The following is a 19,735-nucleotide window of genomic DNA, read 5'->3' on the forward strand; positions in this document are numbered from 1 at the left end:
TACGTGTGATAAACGCGGCAGTCGGCAAAAAGTTCCAATAAAAAAACCCGGCTCGAAGGCCGGGTTTTTTGACAGAAAAACAGGGTCGCTTTATGCGGCTTCGTCCTGTGAATCGTCTTCTTCGATGGCCTTGCCACGCTTCGGACCCTTGTTGAGATTGGTCTCGACGAGGCGGACGGCTTCGGTTTCCGACATCTTGTTGACCGCGGCGATTTCGCGCGCCATGCGGTCGAGCGCAGCCTCATAAAGCTGGCGCTCGGAATAGGACTGCTCGGGCTGGTTCTCGGCACGATAGAGATCGCGCACGACTTCAGCGATGGAAATCAGGTCGCCGGAATTGATCTTGGCATCATATTCCTGGGCGCGGCGGGACCACATGGTGCGCTTGACGCGCGCCTTGCCCTGCACGACCTTCAAAGCACGCTCGACGAAATCCGTTTCCGAAAGCTTGCGCATACCAATGCTCATCGCCTTCGCGACCGGAACCTTCAGACGCATCTTGTCCTTCTCGAAATCAATAACGAAAAGTTCGAGCTTCATGCCGGCAACTTCTTGCTCTTCGATAGCGGTGATGGTACCGACGCCATGAGCGGGGTAGACGATCGATTCACCGGTCTTGAAGCCGTGACGTGCTGTAGAAGGTTTTTTCTGCTGAGTCGTCATTCTATTCAAAAACTCCCTGTTACGCTTCCGGCGGCGGCCGGAGCCGGGTCAGTCAGGCCCGGGTGAGACGGTAGTATCCGTCGGGTGACTTCACTCTGGTCCCATCGGGCAAAAGCAAAGACTTCTTGCGCACGATCTTGGGACCCGGCGCTCAAAGCGTTGATATGTCACGGAAACCGTGTACGGATTTGTTTTGCTTTCGTGATGGTTTTGGGCATGCGTCATGCCACAAATGGAACAGTAGACGAAACCTATCATAAAAATATGAGGAAATCAATAATTTGCTTCGCTTGAGTCATGCGGGCAACACATGTCACCCATATGCCTCACGCAGCTTTTAAAACGTTTTGCCCTACGTTCGCCCGAACCCGGTGACCGAATGTAGGCGCTGTCTCAATCGCCGGAACCGGGCTTTTCGGAAAAATACTTCTCGAATTTTCCGGTCTCGCCATCCATGTCCTTGGCCTCAGGCAACGGCTCCTTCTTGACCGTAATATTCGGCCAGATCGTTGCGTATTCGGTGTTGATCTTCAGCCATTTGTCGAGGCCAGGCTCGGTATCGGGCTTGATCGCCTCGGCGGGACATTCCGGTTCGCAGACGCCGCAATCGATGCATTCGTCGGGATGGATGACGAGGAAATTCTCGCCCTCATAGAAGCAGTCGACAGGGCAGACTTCCACGCAATCGGTGTATTTGCACTTGATGCAATTGTCGGTCACGACATAGGTCATGAAGAACTCCAGGATTTCCATGCGGATGGGGCCGGGCAACCTGGAACGTCGCGCCTATCCCCGTGCCGGAGGAAAAGCGTGAGCACGCTTGGGAGGCAAGCACGCTTCCGGCAGGTTGTCAGTGACGTATCGGCTTTATCGCCGGATTTCAAGGATAAACGATCTGCAAAAGCCGACGCCGCAGACAGAGTTTTCTAATCCTCGTCCGACATCAGCCTGTCGATTGCACGTCTTTCCTTTTTGGTCGGACGGCCGGTGCCGGTCGCCCGGATTGCCTGCTCGTAGGGCGTGAGACGTTTTGCCTCATCGGGCGGCGGGGATTGGTCGTCGTAAAGCAGGCGCGCCTGCTCGTAAGGCCCCCGCCGCTCGCCGGCAAGGCGCACGACGAGAACGACATCGCGCCGCTCCAGCGTCAGCTCGATACGGTCACCCGGCTTGACCATCTGGCTCGGCTGGCTGCAGCGCTCGCCGTTGATGCGCACATGGCCTGATTGGATATGGCTCTGCGCCACCGAGCGTGACTTCGCCATGCGCGCGAAGAACAGCCACTTGTCGATGCGCTGGCGCGAACCGCTGGTCGGCTGTGTCTCCCCGCTCATGACTACTTCTTCATCTGCTCCTTGAGGGCTGCGAGCTTGGCGAAAGGCGAATCCGGATCGATCGGCTTCTCCTTACGCGGCGGCTTGGCCTCGAAGCGCAGCGGCTGCGAGCCGCCGCGATTGTTGTTGCGGTCGTTGCGATCGTTGCGGTCACCGCGATCCTTGCGATCGCCACGGTCCTGCCGGTCGCCACGCGGCTGGTCGCCCCGTGGTTGGTTGTTGCGGTCGCCTCTTGCCTGCTGCGGCCGGCCGCCATCGCGACCGCCGCCTTCCTTGCCGCGGTTCTGGCGATTGTTGTCGCGGCCGTCGCCATTGCGATTGCCCTCGCCGCCTTCACCGCCGCCCGGCCGGCGATTGCGGTCGCCGCGTTCCTGGTTCTGACCGCGCTGCTCGCCCTGGCCGCCACGGCGTTCGCCATGACCGCCGCGCGCCTGGCGTTGATTGTCGTTGCGGCCGCCGAGACGCCACAGAAGAACTGGCTTCGGTTCCACCGGCTCGCCGGCTTCCCCAGGAGCAGGTGCTGCTTCCTCGGGAGCGTGCACCGCTTCCCCAGACGCTTCGACCGGAGCCGATGTCTCGATCGCTTCGACCGGAGCGGGGGGTTGGACCGCTTCGGCCACGGGCGCGTCAGCAACTGCCGGAGCCGCCTCGGTTGCAGACGCTTCGGCAGCAGTCTCTTCCGCCGCACCGTCGGCATCGTCGTGGTCGGCCTTTTCGGCTGTCTCTTCCGCAGGCATTTCCGCAGTGGCAGCAGGCACTGAGGCCGCATCCTGCGTCGCAAGATGTACTGATGCCTCTTCCGCCTTCACGGCATCGGCGCGATAGCCGAGACCCTTGAGGATTTCTTCCATGTCCTCGAGCGTCGCACCGAGGATCGACAGCATCGCCGTCGTCGTCGTGAAGCGGCGGCCGTCATAGGCGCCCTCCGGACGGTTGTTTTGACCGGGCTTCCATTGCAGCAGCGGACGGATGATATCGGCCAGCCGTTCCAGGATGTCGATGCGTACGGCACGTTTGCCGAGGAAACGGAAGCCGGCGAGCTTGTAGAACATCCGCTCGAAGGTCGGATCCGTGACGACGGAGGTGCGGCCGGCGGCAAGCACCGGAATGAGATCGCCGTAGCCGGGCTTGTCGAGACCGTCGTTCTTCAGCGCCCAGAGCAGCGTGATGAGCTCGGCCGGCGCCGGCTTCAGAAGTGCGGGAACGAAGATGTGATAGGCGCCGAAACGCACGCCGTAGCGGCGCATGGAGGCACGGGCCTCCTGGTCCAGCGACTTCACCTCCTCGGTCACCTCGCGGCGGAACAGCACCCCGAGATTCTCGACGAGCTGGAAGGCAAGCCCCTTGGCGAGACCCTGCAGATCTTCGGCGCGCGACAGATCATCGAGCGGCTTCAGCACCGTGCTGATATGATGATTGACGAAGCGCTCGATGCGGGCAGCAACGTGATCGCGGGCATTGCCCGTCAATTGTTCGTCGGCCAGCAGGATCACGCGCGGACGCATGATGTGATCGCTGCCCGAAAGCCGCGCCACCGGGTCGCCCAGCCAACGGATCAACCCATCCGAACCGATCACAAGATCGCTGTTGCCGGCGGCATGCATCCGGGCCGCGCGGGCTTCGAACTCGAGCCCGAGCGCCTTCTGCGACGCAGCCTGAACCGCCTTGGCATCCGGTCCGTCCGTTCCCGCCACCGGCGTGAAACGGAACCCGCTCAATTGCCCTACATGATGTCCTTCAACGAAGACATCACCATTCACACTGATTTCAGCTTCCAGCATCGCATTCTCTCTCAGGCGCTTCATGAGCACAGATGTCCTGCGATCAACAAAGCGTTTCGTCAACCTTTCATGTAACGCGTCGGACAATCGATCTTCGATTTCCCGCGTCTTTTCCTGCCAGTGTGTCGGATCGGCAAGCCAACCGGGCCGATTCGAAACGTAGGTCCAGGTCCTTATCTGCGCGATTCGCGCCGAAAGCGTGTCAATTTCCCCATCTGTTCGATCGGAGCGATGAACCTGCTCCGCAAGAAACTGCTCATTCACCGTGCCATAGCGGACAAGATCGGAAAAGAGGGTCGCGATAAGATCGGCATGTTGTGCTGGGGTGATACGCCGATAATCGGGAAGCGCGCAAGCCTCCCAGAGTTTTTCGACGCGCGCCGGCCTGTCGGCGAGATCGATGACCTCGGGATAGCGCGAAAGCTGTTCCAGCGCCTGCTGGTCGACCGCAGGCAGCGCCCGCGTCAGCCCCGGCACGCGCGGTCCCACCTCAAGGCTGGCGCGCAGCGATGCGATTGAGGAGAAGTCCATCTCCGTCGTCCGCCACTGCAAAACCTTGACGTTGTCGAATTCGTGCCCCTCGATGCGCTGCACCAGTTCGTCGTCGAAGGGCGAGACCTGTCCGGTGACGCCGAAGGTCCCGTCCCGCACATGCCGCCCGGCGCGCCCGGCGACCTGGCCGAGTTCGCCTGGATTGAGATTGCGGAACTGGTAACCGTCGAACTTCCGGTCCTGGGCAAAGGCGACGTGATCGACATCGAGGTTGAGGCCCATGCCGATCGCATCGGTCGCCACCAGATATTCGACGTCGCCCGCCTGATAAAGCGCCACCTGCGCATTGCGGGTGCGCGGGCTGAGCGCGCCGAGCACCACCGCCGCGCCGCCGCGCTGCCGGCGGATGAGCTCGGCGATGGCATAGACCTCGTCGGCAGAGAAGGCGACGATGGCCGAGCGCTGCGGCAGCCGGGTGATCTTCTTCTGCCCGGCATAGAAAAGATGCGAAAGCCGCGGCCGCTCGACGATAGTGATGCCGGGCAGGAGCTGCTGCAGGATCGGCCGCATCGTCGCCGCGCCGAGCAGCAGCGTTTCCTCGCGGCCGCGCAGATGCAGGATACGGTCGGTGAAGATATGGCCACGCTCGAGATCGCCGGCGAGCTGCACCTCGTCGATCGCGACGAAGGCGGCCCTGGTCTCGCGCGGCATCGCTTCGACAGTGCAGACGGAAAAACGCGCATTGGGCGGCGAAATCTTTTCCTCGCCGGTGACCAGCGCCACATTCTGTGCGCCGACCTTCTCCACCACCCGCGTATAGACCTCGCGCGCCAGCAGCCGGAGCGGCAGGCCGATCACGCCCGTCCCGTGCGCAACCATGCGCTCGATGGCATAATGGGTCTTGCCGGTATTGGTCGGTCCGAGCACCGCGGTCACACCGCGCCCACTCAGAATCATCGGCTGCGAAATCAGAGTCATGAGTCCATGCAAATGAGGCGGGGTGGCCCCAGAAAATCTCGACTCCTCGATGGAAGCTGGACAACACATGGACAGCTGCCGTCGCAAACGCAAGGGCAGATTTCAAAATGCCTCGGGGATTACGACCTTTGCGAGTCCTGCGGAACGCCCGAATTTCCGATTCGGAACAGCGCAAGAACGAATCAGCGACGAATCGATGACTCTCGCTGATTCAGCTTTTGTTCACGGCTAAGTATTGATTTTGAATCACTTTTTCCCACTAGATGCTGAATCGCGAGACTCTCTCCTGTTCGCACTTTCGCCGTCGTGAGCGACAATCTTCGCCCGATTTTGAACAGGCAAAAATCCGCCCGAAATTAACCTCTCGACCAAAGCCTGAACGAATCGGAGACGAATCGCTCACTCCATCGTTTTCGCCTTTCGTTCACGGCCACATCTGGTAGCGCTATCAGGCCCCGGCACTAGACGCGGATCAGCGGCAGAGCCCTTCGTCCCGCTCCGCCGCACCAAAATTAATCTTTTTGGGAGCCGGATTCAGACGGCGTTAAGTCGGGGACGGCCAATTGTGGCGCGCCGATCAAAAACGGAACGAATCGCTGACGAATCGGCGACATCGCGATTTTCCCGCTTTGTTCACCGCAACATATTGTATTTAAATGTCTTTTTAACCATAGCGGCAATTTTCGGAAATGACGGAAATTAAACCGTGAATCAGGCTTCGTCACATTTCCAGAGCTTAACCGGGAACAAAAATCGCCAATACGTGTTTCTAGTCCATCCAAATTGCGGATGAAATGAAGGAAACACACCATGCTTGGCACGATACTACTTGTTATCCTCATTCTGCTCTTGATCGGAGCCTTGCCGAATTGGGGTTATAGCCGTGGCTGGGGCTATGGACCTTCTGGCGGTTTGGGGCTAGTTCTCGTGATTATCATTATCCTTGTACTAATGGGCCGCGTCTAAAGGCCAACTAACCTGGGGAGTTACGACATGATGAAGAAGATTGTTCTTATTGGTGCGCTCGTCGGCGCGCTCGCATCCTGCACAGCGACCGAGCAAGGCACGGCGATCGGCGCCGGCACCGGCGCGGTTATCGGCGGTGTCGTCACCAACAGCTGGGGTGGTGCCGCCGTCGGCGCCGTTGCCGGCGGCCTGACCGGCGCTCTGATCGGCCAGTCGGTCGAACGCCGCGGCTACTGCGTCTATCGCGACCGCTACGGCCGCCGCTACGAGGCTCGTTGCCGCTAATCGGCACAAGCATATCGGACTCCCAACGGGCGCTTCGGCGCCCGTTTTCTTTGTCGGTCGATCCGTCAACGAGACGTTGACATTCGGTTGCGAAAGTCAAACCTAGCGCCGCCCAACGGGGAGTCACATATTTCCTTCAGAGCATGATGCCGAAAAGTGTGAGCGGTTTTCGTACGACATCATGCTCTCACTATAAATGCAGAACAGGATGATCCTAGGCCGACCCGGCCTAAGATCATCCTGTTCTGGAGCGCAACGGACAGGCAGGGCCGCCCGGCGCACCCAAAAGGAAACGCTTCCATGATTCAGATTTTGCTGAATTCCCTCATCGCGTCGGCTTTCCTGACAACCGCGATATCAGCGTTCAGCAGCGATGATCGTTCGCTGCGCAAAATACCGGCCAGAGTTAGGCCACAGCGACGTCCGAACACAGACCGCCGCTCTTGATCTTCCCGAAACAGCGCGACTGCTCCGGTCACAAAGTCGCAACCGGCATCACGAGACGCCCACAAACAGCGATGGCGCGATCCTGCCGGACGCGCCATCGCTTTGAATCTAATTCCTACTGTCGACGTGAAGACAGAAATGCCTAGGCGAAGAACTGTCCGCCATTGGCCGTCAGCGTCGAACCGGTGATGAAGCCGGCATCGTCGGAGACGAGGAAGGTGACGCAGCGCGCGATCTCTTCCGGTTCGCCGAGCCGACCGACGGGGATCTGCGGAATGATACGTTCGTTCAGCACCTTCTCCGGCACGGCAAGCACCATTTCCGTTCCGATGTAACCGGGGCAAATGGCGTTGACGGTGATGTTCTTGTTCGCCCCCTCCTGAGCCAGTGCCTTGGTAAAACCGAGATCGCCCGCCTTGGCCGCCGAATAATTCACCTGGCCCATCTGGCCCTTTTGCCCGTTGATCGACGAGATATTGACGATACGACCGAAGCTGCGGTCACGCATGCCGGTCCAGACCTGATGCGTCATGTTGAACAGGCCGGTGAGGTTGGTATTGATCACCTCGTGCCATTGTTGCTGCGTCATCTTGTGGAACATCGCGTCGCGGGTGATGCCGGCATTGTTGACGAGGATTTCGACCGGGCCGATCTCGCTTTCGACCCTGGCAACTCCCTCGCCGCAAGCGAGGTAATCCGAAACATCCCATTTGAACACCGGAACGCCGGTAACGTCGTGGAAGGCTTTGGCCTTCTCGTCGTTGCCGGCATAGCTGGCAGCGACCCTGTATCCGGCATTTTTCAGTGCCATGGATATTGCCGCGCCGATGCCGCGTGTACCCCCGGTGACCAAAGCCACTCTGCTCATGTTCCGCTCCCCTTTTGTTTTTCGCCCCGTCGCGTGGCGGGATCTTCAATCAAACATGGATCGTATGCTATTTAAAGCGCTTCAAAGCACATGGCCACACCCATGCCACCCCCGATGCAAAGCGTGGCGAGACCCTTCTTAGCGCCGCGGCGCTTCATTTCGAACAGCAGCGTGTTGAGAACGCGCGCACCGGAGGCGCCGATCGGATGGCCGATCGCGATCGCTCCGCCATTGACGTTGACGATCGACGGATCCCACCCGAGATCCTTGGTGACGGCACAGGCTTGCGCCGCGAAGGCCTCATTGGCTTCGACGAGATCAAGATCGTTGACCGACCAGCCGGCCTTCTCGAGCGCCTTGCGCGAAGCCGGGATCGGTCCGGTGCCCATGATCTGCGGATCGACACCCGCCGTTGCCCAGGAAACGATGCGGGCGAGCGGCTGGACCCCGCGCCGGACCGCCTCCGCTTCGCTCATCAGCACCGCCACAGCGGCACCGTCGTTGAGGCCGGACGCGTTCGCGGCCGTGACCGTGCCGTCCTTGTCGAAGGCCGGGCGCAGCTTCCCCATCGCCTCGATCGTCGCGCCGTGACGGATATATTCGTCAGCATCGACCGTAACGTCGCCCTTACGTGTCTTAATGACGTAGGGGATGATCTCGTCGACAAAGCGACCGGCCTTCTGCGCTGCCTCCGCCTTGTTCTGCGAACTGACGGCGAACTGATCCTGGTCGTCGCGCGAAAGCTGCCACTGGCGCGCAACATTCTCGGCGGTGATGCCCATGTGGTAGCCGTGGAAAGCGTCGGTCAAGCCGTCCTTGATCATCGTGTCGATCATCTTCATGTCGCCCATCTTGACGCCGCCGCGCAAGTGCGCGGCATGCGGGGCCATCGACATGGATTCCTGGCCGCCGGCAACGATGATCTTGGCGTCGCCGGTGGCGATCTGCTGCATGCCGAGCGCGACGGCGCGCAAGCCCGAGCCGCAGAGCTGGTTAACGCCCCAGGCCGTTGCTTCCTGCGGAATGCCGGCCTTCATCGCCGCCTGGCGGGCCGGGTTCTGACCTTCGCCGGCGGCAAGCACCTGGCCGAGGATCACCTCATCCACCTCGCCGGCATCGACGCCCGCACGCTCGAGCGCGCCCTTGATGACGGCCGCCCCGAGCTCATGCGCGAGGACCGTCGCGAAAGCACCGTTGAAGGCGCCGACTGCTGTTCGCCCTGCACTGGCGATGACGATGGATGGATTGCTCATGGGGACGCTCCTCGTTTTCGTCTCACTTACATAAGTGGAAACTGGCAAAGCTTGGAGCACAAGTCAAACGCGAAGACCGGCCGCCGTCATTTTAGGTAAAGCCCGTCGAAGCCCGATTCATCTGCTCTGTTAAAGGTTTGCCGCATCGCACAAAGAGATTGTCACCGGCCTTCTTTTGCGTTTACAGTCTCAAGTGGAGGAATATCCATAAATCAGACGGGGGTTCAGGAGACTGATATGGCGAAGCATGAGGGTCAGATTGTTATCAAGAAATACGCCAATCGCCGCCTATACAACACAGGCACCAGCACCTACGTGACGCTGGAAGACCTGGCGGAGATGGTGAAGAAGGGCGAAGAATTTAACGTACAAGATGCAAAAAGCGGAGATGACATCACCCATTCGGTGCTGACCCAGATCATCTTCGAACAGGAATCGAAGACCGGCAACACATTGCTCCCGATCTCTTTCCTGCGCCAGCTCATCACCTATTACGGCGACCAGATGCAGATGGTGGTGCCGAGCTTTCTCGAACATTCGATGCGCTCCTTCACCGAACAGCAGTCCCAGATGCGCGAGCAAGTAAACCGCGCCTTCGGCGAAACGCCGCTCGGCAAGAACCTGCAGTTGCCGATGCAGATGGTCGAGGACCATGTTCGCCGCAACACCGAGCTGTTTCAGCAGGCGATGCAGATGTTCTCGCCCTTCATGACGCCGCCTGCCAAGGAAAGCCGCAAGGCCGAGGCCAAGGATATCGACGAGCTGAAGGAACAGCTCCGCGCCCTTCAGAACAAACTCGACAACCTATAATCCGATCGAGACATCCCGCCCGGCGCTTCGGATCGACACGGCAAAACCGCCGATGACATCGATCAGAGCGATCGTCATCAAAATGAAGAAGACCTGCGTCGCAGCATCCCGGACGAGCAAAAACTCGACCAGGAAAGCGATGAACACCAGCATCGACAGCATGTGGTTGACGAGATTGCCGGAACCAGTTCTGGTCGCCTTGAGGATTTCGAAGAACAGCACGACAAGTGCGATGACGATGAAAAGATCGCCGAGCGCCATGCTCCAGATCGCGCCCGAGATCATCGACAGCACGATGATATCATGTTGCAGTGCCGGAATTCCGCCATTGCCCATCAGGCCCAGCATCGCAAGATTGTAAAGAATAAACGGGATAATCATCAGGGGCATGGCGGCTATCATCGGCAATCTCCCAGTGCATCATGGAACAATACTGCCGCAAACCCTTGCCCCACCGCAAGTCATTGCAAATATTATATTGTCGAAATGCAAAAGGCCGGCGTGACGCCGGCCTTGAAACTTCGATCGGACAAGCCGGATCGCGAAATTATGCGCTTTCCTTCGGCGTCAGAACCTGGCGGCCGCGATACATACCGGTTTTCAGATCGATATGATGCGGGCGGCGCAGTTCGCCGGAATTCTTGTCTTCGACGTAGGTCGGAGCCTTCAGGGCGTCTGCCGAACGGCGCATACCGCGCTTGGACGGGCTTGTTTTTCTCTTCGGTACAGCCATTTCTCTTACTCCACTTGCGGGCAAAACATTCCCACGGCCACACCGGCGGCCGAAACGGACATGTCGCGATTTCGGAATTTGGCGCGCTTATACATGCAAGGGGTGACCTTGACCAGTCCCCATGCGTATTTTTTGCAAAGCCGATGATTCCAGGCTCAGACTTCGTCTTCCGGCACGATCCAAGGCTCGGCTCGAGCCGCCTCTTCCCATTTCCGCCAGGCCGGATGCGCCTTCATGGTCTCCATATAGGCCAGCGTATCGTTCTGGCTGACGAGATCATAGATTTCGAACCGGTTGACGACAGGCGCAAACATCGCATCCGCCCCGCTGAACGCGCCAAACAGAAACGGTCCGCCGGATTGCTGCAGGAGGTCGCGCCAGATCGTCTCGATGCGGCTGATATCGGCGTCGACACCCTCCGGCAACGCGATCTTGCCCTTCGGCCGGCGGATATTCATCGGGCAGGCACCGCGCAGCGCCCGGAAGCCCGAAAGCATTTCCATCGAAACCGAACGGGCGAGCGCTCGCTCGGCGCGATCCCTCGGCAGAAGGGCGGCGTCCGGATAAAGCTCGGCGACATATTCGATGATCGCCAGCGATTCCCAGATCTTCAATGCACCATGCTGCAGAAGTGGTACTCGCCCGGTCGGTGAGACCGCCTTGATATCGCGATTGCCACCAGGATAGTCGAAGGGGATCAGAACCTCCTCGAAATCGACGCCGGCGCCCGTCAGCGCCATCCACGACCGGAACGACCAGGAGGAATAGTTCTTGTTGGCGATGTAGAGCGTCGGTCTATCCATGGGCCTCTCCGGTTCAGGCTTCGAAATCGAAGATCAACAATTCGTGGAAATGGTTCATGTCCTCGAACGCGCAGAATGCCGGCGGGGTCAGCTCGAAAACAGGGGCCTTGCGGCGGACATCGTCGGCGACGTTGTCGAGCATTGCCTGCCAGCGCGGCAAGGCTTCGTCTTCCAACCGTTCGATCGCATAGGCGAAGGTCATGTGGAACTTATAGTCCTCATGGTTCGGCTGGCGATAGCCCAGAAGCTCGGCCAGCGCATTGCGCCAGGCTCGCATGACCTTGCGGTCTCTCTCCGTCGCCCCGTCGACGAGCAGGCCCGACGGGCGAGCTTCGACGATGGCGACCTTGAAGGGATCGGCCATCGAGAAACCTTCGAGCCGGGCCGCCATCAGCGCTATCATGTCGTCGATCGGCGTATCGAGAGGCAGATCGCCCGGCCAGCAATCCTGGCGGCGCCTGGTCTCGATGACACCTTCGAAAAGTGTCATGTGAATGCTTGATATCGGCGTGAAGAGGAACTGCGGGGCTTCGGGCATCGCCAGATATTTCTCACGCGCCTCGATCAGCACCGCCTGCGTTTGCGAACCCTTCTCGATATGGCAAACGATGGTGTTGCCGGCTTCCGGCAGAAAGCCGCCGACCTTGCGATAACGGCTGCCGAGATGGGCGGGCGGGGTTGGATTGTGCCTCTTCGAATAAAAGAGAAGCTCGGGCGAAAATGTCGTGATGGTCATGGGCGACTCGGGGGCTCTGGTTGGACTGCATTCGCCCATATGGCAGAACCAAGAATGTCAGATGACACTTGCCACGTCTCGAGCACGATACCGAAAAGTGTGAGCGGTTTTCGGACGACATCCTGTTCTAGCGATAAGTTCTGATCTCAATCATAGATGCACCGGATGTAATCGCCCGAACCTTGTGCGCGTCTCTCGATCACGCCGGCGAGCCGGCGAAGACCTCGTCCGGGCTTGCCGGCATTGCGGTCGATGGGGTTCGGCAGCGAGACGGCAAGCAGCGATGCCTGGCGCCGCGTCAGCTTCGAGGCCGGCACCTTGAAATGATGCTGGGCCGCCGCCTCGATACCGTAAATGCCGGGACCCCATTCGGCGATATTGAGATAGATTTCCATCAGCCGTCGTTTCGACAGGACGAAATCCGTGCTCACCGCGAGCGGAAGTTCCAGCGCCTTGCGCACGAAGGAGCGGCCGTTCCAGAGGAAGAGGTTTTTCGCCGTCTGCATCGGGATGGTGCTACCGCCCCGTGTTGCCTGACCTTTCAGCGTATCCTCGACCAGCATGCGCATTTCCGCCCAGTCGACACCGCCGTGAAAGCAATATTGCCCGTCCTCTGACATCATCACCGACTGCACCACAACCGGGGCAATCTTATCAAGCGACACCCATTGCCTGTCGTAACCCCGCAGCAGCACGAGATCGCGCAGCATCAGCGTCGAGACGGGATGAATGAAAGGCAGCAGATAGAAAAAGATCAGCGCATAGGGAAGAATCAGCAAGACCAGCACGGCAAGAACAATGCGTTTCAACACACGCCCGTCTCCGAACCATCGCCGACGAGCCGGCATGTCGACGCTGTCCTCTCTCTCCGGCGCTATATCCAATGTCCCCAGTCCGATTTCGCTCCTGTCGTTCTCATAACGCCTGTGCAGAGCTTATGCCAGAGTGCGCGGCGAATCTTGCTGCCGCCATCGACAATTCCGTTGCAAGCCCGGGGGCGCTCATGCCAAACAGCGCCCATGGACGCGAACCGGGACACTTTCGAGACGAGGCTGAAGAACAACGCCCGCGACATCGAGGCGCTGCTCGACGCATTGCTTTCACCGAGTGCCCTTTCCGATGAAATCGCCAGGCCCGAGACGCTGCGCGATGCCATGCATTATGCCGTGCTGAATGGCGGCAAGCGGCTGCGCCCGTTTCTCGTCGTCGAAAGTGCAGCCCTTCTCGGCGGCGACGCAGAGGCGGCGCTTCGCGTCGGCGCCGCCCTCGAATGCGTTCACTGCTATTCCCTCGTGCATGACGACCTGCCGGCCATGGACGATGACGACCTGCGCCGCGGCAAACCGACGGTACACATCAAGTTCGACGAGGCGACGGCGATCCTCGCCGGCGACAGCCTGCTGACCTATGCCTTCGACATCATCGCCGCGCCAGAAACGACCCTTGCCGATACGAGCAAGGCATCGCTGGTGCTGGCCCTTGCCCGCGCAGCCGGTCTCGGCGGCATGGCCGGCGGCCAGGCGCTCGACCTCGCGGCGGAAAAGCAGGCCCCCGACGAGGCCGGCATCATCCGCCTGCAGGCGATGAAAACAGGCGCGCTGATCCGCTTCGCCTGTGAAGCCGGCGCCGTCATCGCGGCAAGCCGGCCGGAAGATCGCCGTCGCCTGCGCGCCTTCGGCGAAAAGATCGGCCTTGCCTTCCAACTGGCCGACGACATTCTCGACCTGACCTCGGATGCGGCGACCATGGGCAAGGCGACCGGCAAGGATGCGGCCCGCGGCAAGGGAACGCTTGTGGCCCTGCGCGGCATGGAATGGGCCGAAGCCCAGCTCCGCGAGCATGTCCGCGATGCAGAGGCGTTGCTTGCCCCCTACGGCCCCCGTGCCTCGACCCTCATTGCTGCGGCGCATTTCATCGCCGACCGGAAGAGCTGAAGCGGCAGGTCAGGCTGTCAGTATTTCTTTGAGGGCGGAAACCAGACGGGCACACTCCTCGCCCGTGCCGATGCTGATCCGCAGGAAGTCCGAAATACGCGGTTTGGCGAAATGCCGGACGAGAATGCCGCGCTCCCGCAGAGCGGCTTGAAGCGCTGCCCCGGAACGGCTTTGGTGCCTCGCGAAAACGAAGTTCGCCTGGGACGGCAAGACCTCGAAACCCAAAACTTCAAGTTCAGAGTCGAGGCTTTCGCGGCTGGCGATGATGTTCCTCCGGCATGTCTCAAACCACGCCTCGTCCTTGATCGCCGCCGTCGCCGCAAGCTGCGCCAGACGATCGAGCGGATAGGAATTGAAACTGTCCTTGACCCGCTCCAGCGCCTCAATCAGCGGCCGCTGCCCCAGCGCGAAGCCGATGCGCAGACCGGCAAGCGAACGGGACTTCGACAGGGTCTGGATCACCAGTAGGTTGGGATAGGTTGAAACGAGCCCGGCAGCGCTCTCGCCGCCGAAATCGATATAGGCCTCGTCTATGACAACGACCGCATCCGGATGGGCGGCAAGAAGTGCTTCGATACTGGCAAGTGGCAAGCCGATGCCGGTCGGCGCATTCGGATTGGGGATGATGATCGCGCCGCAGGGCCTGTCGTAATCTTCCAGCCCGATCCGAAACCCATCGTCAACAGGCACCTCGATCGCTTCGACGCCGTATAGCAGGCTATAGGTCGAATAGAAGGCGTAGGTCACATCGGGGTAGAGAAGCGGCCGCTCGTGTTTCAGCAGCGCCTGGAACGTATGCGCGAGAACCTCGTCGGAGCCGTTGCCGACGAATATTTCTTCTGCGGTCAGGCCGAAATGGGCCGCGATCGTCTCGCGCAATTCCGCAGCAGTCGGATCGGGATAGAGCCGCAGACGATCGTCCGCCGCATCCCGGATCGCCTCAAGCGCCTTCGGGGACGGACCGTAAGGGCTCTCGTTGGTATTGAGCTTGACCATGTTCGCGATACGGGGCTGCTCGCCCGCGACATAGGGCCGAAGCTTACTGACGATAGGCGACCAGTACCGGCTCATCCGAACTTGCGGGCGCTCATTCCGCCGCCGTCCGTTGGCCGAAACGCTTCTCGATATAGTCGACAACCAGCGCCTCGAAATCGGCGGCGATATTGGCACCGCGCAGAGTCAGCGCCTTCCGGCCGTCGATGAAGACGGGGGCGGCCGGCGTTTCGCCAGTGCCCGGAAGCGAAATGCCGATATCGGCATGTTTGCTTTCGCCCGGCCCGTTGACGATGCAGCCCATGACGGCGACGTTCAGCGCCTCGACCCCAGGATATTTCTCGCGCCAGACAGGCATGTTCTTGCGGATGTCGTTCTGGATATTCTGGGCAAGTTCCTGGAACACCGTCGACGTCGTGCGTCCACAGCCCGGACAGGCCGCAACGACGGGTATGAACTGGCGAAAGCCCATGACCTGCAGGATTTCCTGCGCCACCTGGACTTCGCGCGTGCGGTCGCCGTTCGGCTCCGGCGTCAGCGACACGCGGATCGTATCGCCGATGCCGTGCTGCAGCACGAAGCCCATCGCCGCAGACGAGGCGACGATGCCCTTGGTGCCCATGCCGGCTTCGGTCAGGCCGAGATGCAGCGCATGATTGGAGCGTTCGGCAAGCATGGAATTGACGGCGATCAGGTCCTGCACCTGGCTGACCTTGGCCGACAGGATGATGCGGTTGCGCGGCAGGCCGATCTCTTCGGCAAGGGCTGCCGAAAGCAGCGCCGACTGCACGATCGCCTCGCGCGTCACCTGCCGGGCCGAAAGCGGCGATCCGGCTTCGGCGTTCCGGTCCATCAGCGCCGTCAGCAGATCCTGATCGAGCGAGCCCCAGTTGACGCCGATGCGCACCGGCTTGTCATAGCGGATCGCCATCTCGATGATCTCGGCGAACTGCTTGTCCTTCTTGTCCTTGAAGCCGACATTGCCGGGGTTGATGCGGTATTTCGCCAGCGCTTCGGCGCAATCCGGATGATCGGCGAGCAGCTTGTGGCCGATATAGTGGAAGTCGCCGATCAAGGGCACGTCCATGCCGAGGCGCAGAAGCCGCTCGCGGATCTTCGGCACGGCGGCTGCACTCTCGTCGCGGTCGACGGTAATGCGCACCAGTTCCGAGCCCGCCCGGTGGAGAGCGGCGACCTGCGCGACGGTGGAATCGATATCGGCCGTATCGGTGTTCGTCATGGACTGCACGACGACCGGCGCCCCGCCGCCGACGATGACGCCGCCGACATCGACGGCAACGGAAGCGCGGCGCGGTTTCGGATCAAAATCGGCGGCTGACAACATGGAGAGTTCTTGCACCCCTAAAGCATGTCGCGCAAAAGTGTGCAGCGGTTTTGCGATAACGACATGCGAAAAATAAAAACCTAAAGCGTGAGGAGCAAATCTGAAAGATTGCGACGCGCTTTAGAAACGGTGCTTTTCAGGTGGATCAAGGCCGGCTGCTTGTCAACCGCCCCTGATATCACTTTTGTTGGGAGGCGGCTCAGTGACCGCCTCCGGAGGTCTCATCGGCATAATGGGCCAGGTTGGAGAGCAGCAGAACGACGATGAGCAGCACCGGCAGCGCCATGAAAACGACGGCAAAACCGATATGCTCGGCGACGAAGCCGATCAACGATGGCGCAACCAGCATGCCGGAATAGCCCATGGTCGTGACCACCGAGATGCCGATGCCGGGCTTGAGTCCGGGAATATTGCCCGCCGCCGAGAAAGCGATCGGCACCATGTTGGAAATGCCGATACCGCAAAACGCAAAGCCCAGGATGGCAAGCTCGGCATTGGGCGCCAGGCCGGCAAGCAGCATGCCGACAATGGCAAACAAAGTGCAGATGCGTAGCGTCTTGACGCCGCCCAGGCGGTCGCGCACCAGGTCGCCGGCAAAGCGCATGATTGCCATGGTCGCCGAAAAGGCTGCGAAACCAAGGCCGGAAAGCGCCACGGATGCACCCATTTCCTGCCGGAGATAGAGCGCGCCCCAGTCGAGAACAGCGCCTTCAGGCACCATGCTGAACAGCGCCATCAATCCGAGCAGCCACGGCAGCGGTACCATCGGCAGCTTCGTCTTTTCCTTCTTGGCGTCGGGATGCGGCGGATCCGCAAGGATCATCGGCCAGGCGACGGCAAGGAAGATCGCCGCCAGCACCGTCGCCAGTTGCGCATGGCCGAGAATACCGAGCTTGGAGATCACGATGCCGCCGAGACCTGAGCCGATCAGTCCGCCAAGGCTCCAGAAAGCGTGGCAGGACGACATGATGGCGCGGCGCATGGATTTCTCGACCGACACTGCATTGGCATTCATCGCCACATCCATTGCGCCGATGAAGCCGCCGAACAGGAAGAGCGAGATTGCCCCGGTCAGCACATTTGGCGCCAGCGTCAATGCCAGCAGCAACGGCAGCACAGAGACGGCCAGGACCTGAACGACGACACGCGAGCCGTGTTTGGCGATCTGCGCACCGGCGATCGGCATCATGACCAGCGAGCCGACGCCGAAGACGAGGATCATCAGCCCAAGCTCGAACTTGGTCAGCGCCAGACGCTCGGCAAAATCCGGGATCTTCGGCGCCCAGCAGCCGACGACAAAACCATTCATAAGAAAGAGCAGGGAAACCGCCGCCCTGCTTCTGGTAATGAAGCCGCTCCGGGCTCCCGGCGCACTCACATGACTATCCATTTCCGGTCTTCCTCATTGCCGGGCTTTCACCCGCCCGGTTTCCCTAAACTCTATGATGGCGCCTCAGTTCGTTTTCTCGGCGAGAACAGTTCTGCATCCGCGCTCGCGGTAACGGGCGAGAATGGCCGGATCGGCATCGTGCTCGACGACCAGGCATTCGCAATGCGCAACCGGCAGGATGCTATGCGGGGCAGCCGTGTCGAATTTCTCCGAGGTTGCAGCCACCAACACCCTTTTGCTCCTGGATGTCGCAAACCGCTTGAACTCCGCATCCTCGAAGCCGAACACCGTGATGCCGGCCTCGAGATCGACGCCGCAGGCGCCGAGAATGCAGAGATCGGGCGAAATCTGCTCCATATCCCGCAAGGCCTTGGCGCCGAGCGAACCGCCCGTCTGCCGATCCACCATCCCGCCGATCAGAATGACGTTGACGGCAGGCTTGTCGATCAGAGCTGCGGCAATCGCCGGCGCATTGGTCGCAGCCGTCAGCGCAAGTTCGGCCGGCAATGCGTGGGCAATCGCCAGATTGGTGCTGCCGGCGTCGAAGAACACGGTCGAACCGGCGGCAATCTGCTTTGCCGCAGCGCGCGCCAGCGCCTGTTTCCGGTCAGCGGCAAAGCCGATGCGCTGCGTCAGACTTCCGTGCGCCGGCGAGACCGGCAATGCGCCGCCATAGACCCGCTCACAGAGCCCTGCCGCCGCCATCTCCCGCAGATCCCGCCGCACCGTATCCTCGGAGACGCCGAATTCGAGCGCAAGCTCCGTCGCCAGCACGCGGCCATTCAGCCGCAGCCTCTCGGAAATCACGCCTTGGCGCTCTCGCAACAGAAAATCCTGCATGTTCCTACCGGATCGAGACCTCACAAACCGAAAACGTGCATAAACGCTTATGATCATGCAGGCAACATGCACGGTCACACGTTTTCTGACGTTTCGAAACAAAGCTCCACCACCAGAGCGAATATGCCCTATTGACCGGCCCGGGAGGCGGGAATATCGATTGGTCATTCCCGATTCCCGCCGGCATATCCGCCACCTGGTCCGTTCTCCCCGTGAAAAACTCCGTCAGCCTGGGCATCCTGCTCACGAGCCTCGCCTATATGGCGTTCACCTTCCATGACGCGATCATCAAGATCCTGGCTTCAAGCATTCCCGTCTGGCAGATCCTGTTTTTCCGCAGTCTCACCATCCTCGTCGGTTGTCTCGCCTATGGTCGCGGCAAGCTCGTCCACCAGACGATGACATCGCCGATCATCAAGCCGATGATTGCCCGCAGCATCCTTCTTCTCTGCGCCTGGCTTTCCTACTATTCCGCCGCAAGCCGCCTGCAGCTTGCCGAAGTGACCACGCTCTATTACGCCGCACCTGTTGTCGGCACCTTGCTTGCCTGGTTCATCCTGAAGGAGAAGGTCACGCCGGCGCGTTGGCTGGCGGTCGGCGTCGGCTTCGTCGGCGTCCTCATCGCCTGCAATCCGGTCGGCCTCACCATCTCCTGGCCGGTCTATCTGGCGCTGCAGGCGGCCGTGCTCTGGGCCTCTGCCATGGTGCTGCTGCGCAAGACCTCGCTGCATGAGAAGACGATTATCCAGCTCACCGTTTCCAACGTCTTTTTCCTTGCCATGACCGGCGTTGCCGTGATCTGGACATGGCAGACCCCCGATATGACACAGCTCGCGCTCCTCATCGCCACCGGCATCGTTGCCGGCTGCGCGCAGTTCGCCCTTTTCGAAGGCATGCGTCAGGCGCCCGTCTCCGTGCTTGCGCCATTCGAGTATAGCTCTCTCATCTGGGCCTTCCTCTTGGGCTATCTGATCTGGGCCGACATCCCCACGCAGAATGTGGTCGTCGGCGCGGCGATAATCCTCGGCGCCGGATTGATCATCATCATCAGCGAAAAACTGCGCCGCCGCATCACCGCCTGATGCCT

General features: G+C 60.5%; 20 protein-coding genes. 5 read left to right on the forward strand and 15 right to left on the reverse strand.

Features of this window, described 5'->3' with window-relative positions; genetic code table 11:
• Nucleotides 1-90: 90 nt before the first annotated feature.
• The 4 genes from AC25BC_RS20980 to AC25BC_RS20995 all read right to left on the reverse strand — a co-directional run bounded on the left by AC25BC_RS20980 (nucleotide 91) and on the right by AC25BC_RS20995 (nucleotide 5,245).
• Complete coding sequence (locus AC25BC_RS20980; protein WP_003543775.1) at nucleotides 91-663, reverse strand: CarD family transcriptional regulator; 573 nt, start codon at nucleotides 661-663, stop codon at nucleotides 91-93.
• 393 nt (nucleotides 664-1,056) lie between these two features.
• Nucleotides 1,057-1,395, reverse strand: coding sequence for a ferredoxin FdxA (fdxA, locus tag AC25BC_RS20985; RefSeq protein ID WP_012759433.1), 339 nt, complete (start codon nucleotides 1,393-1,395; stop codon nucleotides 1,057-1,059).
• 194 nt (nucleotides 1,396-1,589) lie between these two features.
• A complete protein-coding gene (locus AC25BC_RS20990; protein WP_012759434.1) occupies nucleotides 1,590-1,994 on the reverse strand; it encodes an RNA-binding S4 domain-containing protein in 405 nt (134 codons plus the stop codon).
• 2 nt (nucleotides 1,995-1,996) lie between these two features.
• Nucleotides 1,997-5,245: a helicase-related protein gene (locus AC25BC_RS20995; RefSeq protein ID WP_128407300.1), complete on the reverse strand. Its 3,249-nt coding sequence runs from the start codon at nucleotides 5,243-5,245 to the stop codon at nucleotides 1,997-1,999.
• Nucleotides 5,246-6,055: 810 nt separating this feature from the next.
• Between AC25BC_RS20995 and AC25BC_RS21000 the strand changes: the two genes are divergently transcribed.
• Nucleotides 6,056-6,211, forward strand: a complete 156-nt coding sequence (locus tag AC25BC_RS21000; protein WP_007632343.1) for a DUF3309 family protein — start codon at nucleotides 6,056-6,058, stop codon at nucleotides 6,209-6,211.
• Between the two features lie 27 nt (nucleotides 6,212-6,238).
• A complete protein-coding gene (locus AC25BC_RS21005; RefSeq protein WP_003589657.1) occupies nucleotides 6,239-6,496 on the forward strand; it encodes a YMGG-like glycine zipper-containing protein in 258 nt (85 codons plus the stop codon).
• Nucleotides 6,497-7,085: 589 nt separating this feature from the next.
• Here AC25BC_RS21005 and phbB read toward each other — a convergent pair.
• Together phbB and AC25BC_RS21015 are read right to left on the reverse strand one after the other, a co-directional pair.
• Nucleotides 7,086-7,811: a beta-ketoacyl-ACP reductase gene (gene phbB, locus AC25BC_RS21010; protein WP_012759436.1), complete on the reverse strand. Its 726-nt coding sequence runs from the start codon at nucleotides 7,809-7,811 to the stop codon at nucleotides 7,086-7,088.
• Nucleotides 7,812-7,882: 71 nt separating this feature from the next.
• Complete coding sequence (locus AC25BC_RS21015; protein WP_012759437.1) at nucleotides 7,883-9,064, reverse strand: acetyl-CoA C-acetyltransferase; 1,182 nt, start codon at nucleotides 9,062-9,064, stop codon at nucleotides 7,883-7,885.
• 237 nt (nucleotides 9,065-9,301) lie between these two features.
• On the opposite strand from AC25BC_RS21015, the gene phaR reads away from it, so the two are divergent.
• Entirely contained in the window at nucleotides 9,302-9,874 is a 573-nt protein-coding gene (gene phaR, locus AC25BC_RS21020; protein WP_012759438.1) for a polyhydroxyalkanoate synthesis repressor PhaR, read from the forward strand.
• On the opposite strand, the gene AC25BC_RS21025 is transcribed toward phaR, so the two are convergent.
• The 5 genes from AC25BC_RS21025 to mtgA all read right to left on the reverse strand — a co-directional run bounded on the left by AC25BC_RS21025 (nucleotide 9,869) and on the right by mtgA (nucleotide 13,030).
• Nucleotides 9,869-10,276 (reverse strand): hypothetical protein, encoded by a 408-nt coding sequence (locus AC25BC_RS21025; protein WP_012759439.1) that lies wholly within the window; start codon nucleotides 10,274-10,276, stop codon nucleotides 9,869-9,871. The genes phaR and AC25BC_RS21025 overlap by 6 nt on opposite strands.
• Before the next feature lie 145 nt (nucleotides 10,277-10,421).
• On the reverse strand, nucleotides 10,422-10,607 hold the full coding sequence (gene rpmF / locus AC25BC_RS21030; RefSeq protein WP_003543812.1) for a 50S ribosomal protein L32: 186 nt from the start codon (nucleotides 10,605-10,607) through the stop codon (nucleotides 10,422-10,424).
• A 155-nt stretch (nucleotides 10,608-10,762) separates the two neighbouring features.
• Nucleotides 10,763-11,410 (reverse strand): glutathione S-transferase family protein, encoded by a 648-nt coding sequence (locus AC25BC_RS21035; RefSeq protein ID WP_012759440.1) that lies wholly within the window; start codon nucleotides 11,408-11,410, stop codon nucleotides 10,763-10,765.
• Nucleotides 11,411-11,423: 13 nt separating this feature from the next.
• A complete protein-coding gene (locus tag AC25BC_RS21040) occupies nucleotides 11,424-12,146 on the reverse strand; it encodes a DUF1868 domain-containing protein (protein WP_012759441.1) in 723 nt (240 codons plus the stop codon).
• Nucleotides 12,147-12,292: 146 nt separating this feature from the next.
• Nucleotides 12,293-13,030 carry a monofunctional biosynthetic peptidoglycan transglycosylase gene (mtgA, locus tag AC25BC_RS21045; RefSeq protein ID WP_041935597.1) on the reverse strand — a complete coding sequence of 246 codons (738 nt, stop codon included), beginning with the start codon at nucleotides 13,028-13,030 and terminating at the stop codon, nucleotides 12,293-12,295.
• 135 nt (nucleotides 13,031-13,165) lie between these two features.
• Here mtgA and AC25BC_RS21050 point away from each other — a divergent pair, with 135 nt between their 5' ends.
• The gene (locus tag AC25BC_RS21050; protein WP_012759443.1) at nucleotides 13,166-14,080 is read left to right on the forward strand and encodes a polyprenyl synthetase family protein; all 915 of its coding nucleotides are present in this window, start codon (nucleotides 13,166-13,168) and stop codon (nucleotides 14,078-14,080) included.
• Nucleotides 14,081-14,089: 9 nt separating this feature from the next.
• Here AC25BC_RS21050 and hisC read toward each other — a convergent pair whose 3' ends face one another.
• The 4 genes from hisC to AC25BC_RS21070 form a co-directional block, all read right to left on the reverse strand.
• Complete coding sequence (gene hisC / locus AC25BC_RS21055; RefSeq protein WP_012759444.1) at nucleotides 14,090-15,151, reverse strand: histidinol-phosphate transaminase; 1,062 nt, start codon at nucleotides 15,149-15,151, stop codon at nucleotides 14,090-14,092.
• A 16-nt stretch (nucleotides 15,152-15,167) separates the two neighbouring features.
• On the reverse strand, nucleotides 15,168-16,418 hold the full coding sequence (ispG, locus tag AC25BC_RS21060; RefSeq protein WP_012759445.1) for a flavodoxin-dependent (E)-4-hydroxy-3-methylbut-2-enyl-diphosphate synthase: 1,251 nt from the start codon (nucleotides 16,416-16,418) through the stop codon (nucleotides 15,168-15,170).
• A 199-nt stretch (nucleotides 16,419-16,617) separates the two neighbouring features.
• The gene (locus tag AC25BC_RS21065; RefSeq protein ID WP_012759446.1) at nucleotides 16,618-17,808 is read right to left on the reverse strand and encodes an MFS transporter; all 1,191 of its coding nucleotides are present in this window, start codon (nucleotides 17,806-17,808) and stop codon (nucleotides 16,618-16,620) included.
• A gap of 63 nt (nucleotides 17,809-17,871) precedes the next feature.
• Nucleotides 17,872-18,648 carry a DeoR/GlpR family DNA-binding transcription regulator gene (locus tag AC25BC_RS21070; RefSeq protein WP_041935598.1) on the reverse strand — a complete coding sequence of 259 codons (777 nt, stop codon included), beginning with the start codon at nucleotides 18,646-18,648 and terminating at the stop codon, nucleotides 17,872-17,874.
• Nucleotides 18,649-18,779: 131 nt separating this feature from the next.
• Here AC25BC_RS21070 and AC25BC_RS21075 point away from each other — a divergent pair, with 131 nt between their 5' ends.
• Nucleotides 18,780-19,730 (forward strand): DMT family transporter, encoded by a 951-nt coding sequence (locus AC25BC_RS21075; protein WP_012759448.1) that lies wholly within the window; start codon nucleotides 18,780-18,782, stop codon nucleotides 19,728-19,730.
• Nucleotides 19,731-19,735: the final 5 nt, after the last annotated feature.

This window comes from Rhizobium sp. WSM409, assembly GCF_057653825.1.